Here is an 8,877-nt window from a genome sequence, read left to right as displayed (position 1 = left end):
GCCAGACCGCAAGGTGTTTTAACAAATCAAAAGGGGTTTTAATAACTGGCTCAAAGCTGAAAGCTTTCCGGAACCCCCAGCCTAGCTGGGGGTTTTCTGTGCACAAAAAAACGGTCCTCATCAGAGAACCGTATTAGTTATTCGATCAAATTAGCGGATGAAAAATATACGCCATGACACGCTATTATTTGATCTGCGCGTGCATTTCCTGCACCGAAATTACTTTTTCGGTCGCATCGGCATTCAGCGCCATCGCGGTGGCAAAGCCGCCGTTCAGGGTGGTGTCGTAATGCACTTTATATTGCAGCGCACTGCGACGGATCACGCGGGAGTCTTCAATCGCACGACGACCTGAGGTGGTGTTGATGATGTAGGTATATTCGCCATTCTTAATACGGTCCTGAATGTGCGGACGACCTTCATGCACCTTGTTCACCAGACGCGGATTGATACCCGCTTCGCCCAGCACAATCGCCGTGCCGTGAGTCGCATCCAGCTCGAAGCCCTGTTTCAGCAGTTTTGCCGCCAGGTCCACCACGCGTTCTTTATCGCCTTCGCGCACGGAAAGCAGCGCACGACCGTGTTTCTTCATGGTGGAGTTGCTGCCCAGCTGCGCTTTGGCAAACGCTTCAGCGAAGGTGCGGCCCACGCCCATTACTTCCCCGGTAGAGCGCATTTCTGGCCCTAACAGCGGGTCAACGCCCGGGAATTTATTGAACGGCAGCACCACTTCTTTCACCGAGTAGTACGGCGGGATAACTTCTTTGGTTACGCCCTGCTCAGCCAGCGATTTGCCAGCCATCACACGCGCCGCCACTTTTGCCAGCGGTACGCCGGTGGCTTTGGAGACGAACGGAACGGTACGCGCCGCACGCGGGTTAACTTCAATCAGGTAGACTTCGTTGTTTTTCACCGCAAACTGCACGTTCATCAGGCCGCGCACCTGCAGTTCGAAGGCCAGTTTCTGCACCTGCTGGCGCATCACATCCTGAATTTCCTGACTTAAGGTGTAAGCTGGCAGTGAACATGCGGAGTCACCGGAGTGCACACCCGCCTGCTCAATATGCTCCATGATGCCGCCAATCAGCACCATTTCGCCGTCGCAGATGGCATCCACGTCAACTTCTACTGCGTCATCAAGGAAGTGGTCCAGCAACACTGGCGCATCGTTAGATACGCTGACCGCTGTCTGGAAGTAGCGACGCAGGTCAGCTTCGTCATAGACGATTTCCATCGCCCGACCGCCGAGAACGTAAGACGGACGCACCACCAGCGGGTAGCCAATCTCTTTCGCTTTCTCAACCGCCATTTCGATGGTGGTAACGGTGGCGTTCGCCGGTTGTTTCAGTTTCAGACGCTCAACCGCATGCTGGAAGCGTTCACGGTCTTCCGCACGGTCGATGGCATCCGGGCTGGTACCGATAACCGGTACGCCAGCAGCTTCCAGCGCGCGCGCCAGTTTCAGCGGGGTCTGACCGCCGTACTGGACGATAACGCCTTTCGGCTTCTCAATACGCACAATTTCCAGCACGTCTTCCAGAGTTACCGGCTCGAAGTAGAGACGGTCAGAGGTGTCGTAGTCGGTGGAGACGGTTTCCGGGTTACAGTTAACCATAATGGTTTCATAACCATCTTCGCGCAGCGCCAGCGAGGCGTGTACACAGCAGTAGTCGAATTCGATACCCTGACCGATACGGTTCGGGCCGCCGCCGAGCACCATGATTTTTTCACGATCGGTGGACGGATTCGCTTCGCACTCTTCTTCATAAGTGGAGTACATGTAAGCGGTGTCGGTGGCGAACTCTGCCGCACAAGTATCCACGCGCTTGTAAACCGGGTGCAGATCATACTGGTCGCGCAACTTGCGGATTTCCGCTTCGCGCACGCCCGCCAGTTTAGCCAGACGCGCATCGGCAAAGCCTTTGCGTTTCAACTGGCGCAGGAATTCAGCGTGCAGGCCAGTGATGCCCACTTCTGCGACTTTCTCTTCCAGACGCACCAGCTCTTCAATCTGTACCAGGAACCAGCGGTCAATGTTGGTCAAATTAAATACACCGTCTACAGACAGGCCCGCGCGGAAGGCATCAGCGATATACCAGATACGCTCTGCGCCAGCATCTTTCAGTTCGCGGCGGATTTTAGTCAGCGCTTCCGGGTCGTCGAGACTCACTTTCGGATCGAAGCCAGTTGCGCCCACTTCCAGGCCGCGCAGCGCTTTTTGTAGGGATTCCTGCTGCGTGCGACCAATCGCCATCACTTCGCCAACCGATTTCATCTGAGTGGTCAGACGGTCGTTAGCACCGGCGAATTTTTCGAAGTTGAAGCGAGGAATTTTAGTAACCACATAGTCGATGGACGGCTCGAAGGAGGCCGGAGTACGCCCACCGGTGATGTCGTTCATCAGCTCGTCGAGGGTGTAACCCACCGCCAGTTTCGCCGCCACTTTGGCAATCGGGAAACCAGTGGCTTTCGACGCCAGCGCAGAGGAGCGAGACACGCGTGGGTTCATTTCGATAACAATCAGGCGACCGTTTTTCGGGTTCACCGCAAACTGGACGTTGGAACCACCGGTTTCAACGCCGATTTCACGCAGTACCGCCATCGAGGCGTTACGCATGATTTGATATTCTTTGTCGGTCAGCGTTTGGGCTGGCGCGACAGTGATGGAGTCACCGGTGTGGATGCCCATCGCATCAAAGTTTTCGATAGAGCAGACGATGATGCAGTTGTCGTTTTTATCACGCACCACTTCCATCTCGTACTCTTTCCAGCCGATCAGCGACTCATCAATCAGCAGCTCTTTAGTCGGAGAAAGATCCAGACCGCGGGCGCAAATTTCTTCAAATTCTTCACGGTTATAAGCGATACCGCCACCGCTACCGCCCATGGTAAAGGATGGGCGAATAATGCACGGGAAGCCAACTTCAGCGGCAACCGCCAGCGCTTCTTCCATTGAATGAGCGATACCGGAACGCGCAGTTTCCAGACCGATTTTCTTCATCGCTACGTCGAAACGGCGGCGGTCTTCGGCTTTATCAATCGCATCGGCAGTGGCACCAATCATGGTGACGCCGAACTCTTCCAGCACGCCCTGACGCTCAAGCTCCAGCGCACAGTTCAGCGCCGTCTGCCCCCCCATGGTTGGCAGCACCGCGTCCGGACGCTCTTTTTCAATAATCTTGCGTACCACTTCCCAGTGAATCGGCTCGATGTAGGTGGCATCAGCCATTTCCGGGTCGGTCATGATGGTCGCCGGGTTGGAGTTCACCAGAATGACGCGGTAACCCTCTTCACGCAGGGCTTTACACGCTTGCGCGCCAGAGTAGTCAAACTCACACGCCTGACCGATAACAATCGGGCCCGCACCCAGAATCAGGATACTTTTTATATCTGTACGTTTTGGCATGGCTCTTTTACTCCTGATTACTTAGCGGTTTTACGGTACTGCTCAATTAACGCGATAAAGTGGTCAAACAACGGCGCGGCGTCGTGTGGACCAGGGCTGGCTTCCGGGTGTCCCTGGAAGCTGAACGCCGGTTTATCGGTACGATGAATGCCCTGTAACGTACCGTCGAACAGGGATTTATGTGTGACACGCAGGTTTGCAGGTAATGTTGCTTCATCCACCGCAAAACCGTGGTTCTGGGCGGTGATCATCACCACATTTTTCTCAACATCTTTAACCGGATGGTTGCCGCCGTGGTGACCAAATTTCATTTTGACAGTCTTCGCACCGCTCGCCAGCGCCAGCAGCTGATGACCGAGGCAGATGCCGAATACCGGAATATCAGTTTCGAGGAATTTCTGGATAGCGGTAATGGCGTAATCGCACGGGGCCGGGTCGCCAGGACCGTTGGAGAGGAAGATGCCGTCCGGATTCATTTTCAGCACATCTTCCGCAGAAGTTTGCGCCGGAACGATGGTCAGGCGACAGCCTCTATCCACCAGCATACGCAGGATGTTGCGCTTGGCACCGAAATCGTAGGCCACGACGTGGTACGGCAGCTCGTCTTCTTTTTTCGCTTCTGGCAGGCCGCCGGTCAGCGTCCAGCTCCCTTGTGTCCAGCTATAGGGTTCTGCGGTGGTTACTTCTTTTGCCAGATCCATGCCGTTCAGACCTGGGAACGCGCGGGCTTTTTCTAACGCCAGCGCCGCATCCGGGTTGTCACCCGCAATAATGCAGCCATTCTGAGCACCTTTCTCACGCAGTAAACGCGTCAGCTTACGGGTATCGATATCGGCAATCGCCACGATGTTATGGCGCTTCAGGTAAGAAGAGAGGTCTTCGGTATTACGGAAGTTGCTGGCAATCAGCGGCAGGTCGCGAATCACCAGACCTTGGGCATGAACCTGAGAAGATTCTTCATCGGCGTCATTAGTGCCGACATTGCCAATATGGGGATAAGTAAGAGTAACGATTTGACGAGAATAGGAAGGATCAGTGAGGATTTCTTGATAACCGGTCATTGAAGTATTGAAAACGACTTCCCCAACCGCCGAACCTGTTGCCCCTATGGCCCGACCGTGAAACTGGGTTCCGTCTTCCAGAACCAATAGCGCTGACTTAATCAAAACACCCTCCAGAGAATATTCACTCACTTTATTTGCATATTAATTCACAATGATGACGTAAATCAATGCAAATCTGCTTACCGACGAATTTCTGGCAAACGGCGGCATTCTGGAGATATGGGAGCTAAAAGTCAACTTAATGGCGGGATTTTTATATTATTTTGTGGCTCATGCATGTTTTACAGGCATTAAGCGACAAAAAGATCATATAACATGTTCTGGAAAACGCTTGCGCAGCAAGAAGATTGCATGAAATCAAAATGAGCAGAAAAAAGTGGACCAAATGGTCAAAATTTACATTAAAACAACAAAAACAGAATACAAAACATGTAATTTTCAGCATTTGCATTAGATTTAAAAGCATAACACTAAAAATAAAAGGGCCAAAAATTAAAGCCCTTTATATTCAACGAATTAAATGTGTTGTTTTTGCATCAACATAAATATCTTGTGGTTACAGATTATTGAGATCAAGCACATCTCGCATATCAAAAAGACCACTTTCCTTACCACTCAACCACAAAGCCGATCTTACCGCACCGTTAGCAAATGTCATGCGGCTGGATGCCTTATGGGTGATCTCCAGACGCTCGCCAATATCGGCAAACATCGCGGTATGTTCGCCAACGATGTCACCTGCACGCACGGTGGCAAAACCAATGGTGCCAGGCACACGTTCACCGGTATGGCCTTCACGACTGTAGACCGCGCAATCTTTCAGATCTTTATCAAGAGCGTGGGCGATCGCCTCTCCCATTGCCAGTGCGGTGCCTGACGGCGCATCAACTTTATGTCTATGATGTGCTTCAATAATTTCGATATCGGTGTAGTCCCCCATCACTTTGGCTGCTTTCTCCAGCAGTTTAAGCATGACGTTAACGCCAACGCTAAAATTGGCGGCAAAGACAATCGCAATATCGGCGGCGGCGTCACGAATCGCCTGTTTACCGGCTTCGTCAAACCCCGTAGTGCCGATCACCATCCCTTTGCCATGCTGGCGACAAAAAGCGAGATGGTTCAGCGTACCTTCCGGACGGGTAAAATCGATAAACACATCAAAATCATCTTTTATCGCATCAAGACTACTTTGCACAGTAACGCCTGTTTTCCCGGCTCCGGCCAGTTCGCCCGCATCGCTGCCCAGTAAAGAAGATCCTTCGCGCTCCAGCGCCGCGCCCAGCTGCACGCCTTCTAATGCCAGCGCCGCCTGAATCAACTGGCGGCCCATACGGCCCCCGGCTCCCGCGATGGCAACGCGGATGTTTGCATCATGCATAGCTATTCTCTTTTGTTAATTTGCATAGACCGTTTTCAGAGTAACCAGCGCATCGCTACGCCGCCAGCCAAAAACGCTGATAATTAGAAATTAATGATAAACAGGGAGGGATATCAGTGAAAGGCATGACGCAGAAAGTGATGCGTCATACCCTCTGTCATTATGCCTGGTCTTGTGACTTTGACGGCAGGCAGCACAGTATAAGCAGAATTACGCCCGTAACAGGGATCAACACGACAATGGTAACCCACCACCCTGAATATCCGATATCGTGCATCCTTCTGACGGCTAACGCTATCGCCGGTATGGCAAAAATCAACGTTAAAATAAATGACGCGGGCAGCGCAAAAAAAATGAAAACACCATAGTCATTGTTAATTGTTACCGCTAACCACCAACATAAAAGCGGAAGCAGACAGATAACGCCACTACCAATCATAAACGACCAGAACTCGAAGCGATTGGAAACACCTTCATAATTAAAGATGTTTTTCCACCCTTCCAGATACGCTTCTCCATACGTCATAGAACACTTCCTTGTTTTATCATTAGAGCGCCAGGGCCAGCACCTCAGCCACCCACTGCTGGAAGCCTTTCACATCCAGATCCAGCGCCACCTGTACATTGGCTGGTTTGCCCAGGCAACCGTCGATATCAACAACCGTCGTGCCTGAGGTAAATTCACCCTGAGTTTCTACCGCGACAAAACACGGTTTGAGAGTGAACAATTCCGGGCGCACCAGCCAGGCGATAGCGCAAAGATCGTGCATACGTAGTCCACTTTGCATACTGCCGCTACGGTAGTGGCTAAACAGGGCGTGTAGCATTTTTCCGGTGCGATTCAATTCCGGCAAAGTAGCGAGATAGTCAGGGGTTAATATTGCCTGATTGGTGACATCCAGACCGCACATGACGATTTCGATGCCGCTACGGAAGACACAGGCTGCCGCTTCTGGATCGGCAGCGATATTAAACTCGGCGTTTGGTGTGCAGTTGCCGCGACCAGCAGAACCGCCCATGATCACCAGACGGCGAATATACGGCTTACATTCCGGGCATTGTGAAAGTAACAGCGCAATATTGGTTAACGGGCCGATGGCCACCAGGGTAACGGGCTCTGGCGCACGCATCAGGGCATCACGAATTGCCAGAAACGCCGGTATACCCAGTGGCTGACGGTTGTGTTCAACAAAGTCATAGCCAGCCATTCCCGATTCACCGTGTACAGATGCCGCATCGCGCGGCGCACGAACCAGTGGTACGGCAGCGCCCTGGGCAAGCGGAATATCCACATTCCAGAAATGCAGCAGTTGCAGGGCGTTGCGGGTGGTTTTCTCTACCGAAACATTACCCGCGACAGTGGTCATCAGTTGCAGATCGAGTTCGGGGGCAAAAATCGCGGCGGCAATGGCAACGGCATCGTCAATGCCGGGGTCTGTATCGAGGAAGATAGGTAAACGCATGTTTTCTCCATAAAAAATGCCGGTAACAAGACCGGCATTTTCGCATAACTTAGGCTGCTAATGACTTAATCGACTTCACGAATATCGACACGCAGCTCTTTCGGCACTTCGAAAACAATGTTTTCTTCACGACCTTCCAGCGGAATGGCTTCGCCACCGCCAAGCTGCTGTAAACGTGCGACTACGTTCTGTACCAGAATATCCGGAGCTGATGCGCCAGCAGTCACGCCGACGCATTTCGCCTCTTTCACCCACTCTTCCTGGATATCTGTCGCATCGTCAATCAAAAATGCGCGCTTGCCCATACGCTGGGCCAGTTCCGCCAGACGGTTGGAGTTGGAGGAGTTTTTCGAACCAACCACCAGTACTACTTCCGCCTGCTCTGCCAGGGCGCGTACCGCTTCCTGACGGTTAGTCGTGGCGTAGCAGATGTCATCTTTGCGCGGACCGACAATTTTCGGGAAGCGTTTACGCAGCGCGTCGATCACATCAGACGTGTCATCCACCGACAGCGTGGTTTGGGTCATAAAGGAGAGCTTCTCTTCGTTTTTGACCGTCAGTTTCCACACATCGTCTGGCGATTCGACCAGATACATTCCCCCTTCCGGGTTGCTGTACTGGCCCATCGTCCCTTCCACTTCCGGGTGCCCGGCGTGACCGATGAGAATAGATTCTTCACCACGACGGCTGGCGCGGGCGACTTCCATATGCACTTTGGTCACCAGCGGACAGGTGGCATCAAACACCGTCAAATCGCGGCTTTTCGCTTCGTTACGTACTGCCTGAGAAACACCGTGTGCGGAGAAAATCAGGATCGCGCCGTCCGGTACTTCGCTAATCTGCTCAATAAAGATAGCCCCACGCTCGCGCAGGCTATCGACCACGTAGCGGTTATGCACCACTTCGTGACGGACATATATCGGTGCGCCGTAAATGGCCAGCGCGTTTTCAACAATGCTGATAGCGCGGTCTACCCCGGCACAAAAACCACGCGGGTTGGCCAACAGGATCTGCATGTTACGCCTCCAGTGCCGGATCGATTTCCAGCACTTCAATATCAAAATGAACGGTCTGCCCGGCCAGCGGATGGTTGAAATCAACGGTAATGGAGTCGCCGTTAATTTCGCGGATCACGCCAGGCATCTCACTGCCATCCATTGCGGTAAAAAGCATGATTGCGCCAATTTCTGGCTCGCCTGCATCCATAAATTCACGGCGGGAGAAGTACTGAATCAGGTCCGGTGACGGCACGCCAAACGCCGCATCTGGCTCCAGCGAGAAGGTGGTTTTATCGCCCACTTTCAGCCCCAGCAGGTGTTGCTCCAGCCCTTCAGAAAGAGAAGCATCACCCAGGCGGAACAGCGCCGGTTTACCGTTGTTGCGGGTAGACTCAGCGGTGGTGCCATCATCGAGTTTCAGCATGAAGTGCACCAGGACGGCGCTATTGCTCTGTACAGATTCAGACATGCAGGTTTGCTCTTATATTTTGAGGATTTTTGCCGGATGCGGCCTACGATTTCGCAGCAATCTGTAGGCCGGAATAAGATGCGTCAGCATCGCATCCGG

General features: G+C 52.7%; 7 protein-coding genes. All 7 read right to left on the bottom strand.

Going from position 1 to position 8,877, the window contains the following annotated elements:
• Positions 1-184: 184 nt before the first annotated feature.
• On the bottom strand, positions 185-3,406 hold the full coding sequence (carB, locus tag ACJHYO_RS05790; protein ID WP_001126333.1) for a carbamoyl-phosphate synthase large subunit: 3,222 nt from the start codon (positions 3,404-3,406) through the stop codon (positions 185-187).
• A gap of 17 nt (positions 3,407-3,423) precedes the next feature.
• On the bottom strand, positions 3,424-4,572 hold the full coding sequence (gene carA, locus ACJHYO_RS05785) for a glutamine-hydrolyzing carbamoyl-phosphate synthase small subunit (protein WP_001295757.1): 1,149 nt from the start codon (positions 4,570-4,572) through the stop codon (positions 3,424-3,426).
• A gap of 454 nt (positions 4,573-5,026) precedes the next feature.
• The gene (gene dapB / locus ACJHYO_RS05780; protein WP_000543585.1) at positions 5,027-5,848 is read right to left on the bottom strand and encodes a 4-hydroxy-tetrahydrodipicolinate reductase; all 822 of its coding nucleotides are present in this window, start codon (positions 5,846-5,848) and stop codon (positions 5,027-5,029) included.
• A 160-nt stretch (positions 5,849-6,008) separates the two neighbouring features.
• The gene (locus ACJHYO_RS05775; RefSeq protein ID WP_000220879.1) at positions 6,009-6,374 is read right to left on the bottom strand and encodes a DUF805 domain-containing protein; all 366 of its coding nucleotides are present in this window, start codon (positions 6,372-6,374) and stop codon (positions 6,009-6,011) included.
• A gap of 22 nt (positions 6,375-6,396) precedes the next feature.
• Positions 6,397-7,311 (bottom strand): ribonucleoside hydrolase RihC, encoded by a 915-nt coding sequence (rihC, locus tag ACJHYO_RS05770; RefSeq protein WP_001239167.1) that lies wholly within the window; start codon positions 7,309-7,311, stop codon positions 6,397-6,399.
• A gap of 65 nt (positions 7,312-7,376) precedes the next feature.
• On the bottom strand, positions 7,377-8,327 hold the full coding sequence (gene ispH / locus ACJHYO_RS05765) for a 4-hydroxy-3-methylbut-2-enyl diphosphate reductase (RefSeq protein ID WP_001166403.1): 951 nt from the start codon (positions 8,325-8,327) through the stop codon (positions 7,377-7,379).
• 1 nt (position 8,328) lies between these two features.
• Positions 8,329-8,778 (bottom strand): FKBP-type peptidyl-prolyl cis-trans isomerase, encoded by a 450-nt coding sequence (gene fkpB / locus ACJHYO_RS05760; protein WP_021515981.1) that lies wholly within the window; start codon positions 8,776-8,778, stop codon positions 8,329-8,331.
• Between the last annotated feature and the right edge of the window lie 99 nt (positions 8,779-8,877).

This window comes from Escherichia sp. WS1118, from assembly GCF_046487695.1.
Lineage (GTDB): Bacteria > Pseudomonadota > Gammaproteobacteria > Enterobacterales > Enterobacteriaceae > Escherichia > Escherichia coli.
Note: the sequence above shows the minus strand (reverse complement) of the source record. Positions and strands in the feature narration are given on the sequence as shown.

Coding starts and splice junctions, on each gene's coding strand:
- fkpB (WP_021515981.1), bottom strand. CDS start 8,778: ATGTCTGAATCTGTACAGAGCAATAGCGCCGTCCTGGTGCACTTCATG.
- ACJHYO_RS05775 (WP_000220879.1), bottom strand. CDS start 6,374: ATGACGTATGGAGAAGCGTATCTGGAAGGGTGGAAAAACATCTTTAAT.
- ispH (WP_001166403.1), bottom strand. CDS start 8,327: ATGCAGATCCTGTTGGCCAACCCGCGTGGTTTTTGTGCCGGGGTAGAC.
- carB (WP_001126333.1), bottom strand. CDS start 3,406: ATGCCAAAACGTACAGATATAAAAAGTATCCTGATTCTGGGTGCGGGC.
- dapB (WP_000543585.1), bottom strand. CDS start 5,848: ATGCATGATGCAAACATCCGCGTTGCCATCGCGGGAGCCGGGGGCCGT.
- rihC (WP_001239167.1), bottom strand. CDS start 7,311: ATGCGTTTACCTATCTTCCTCGATACAGACCCCGGCATTGACGATGCC.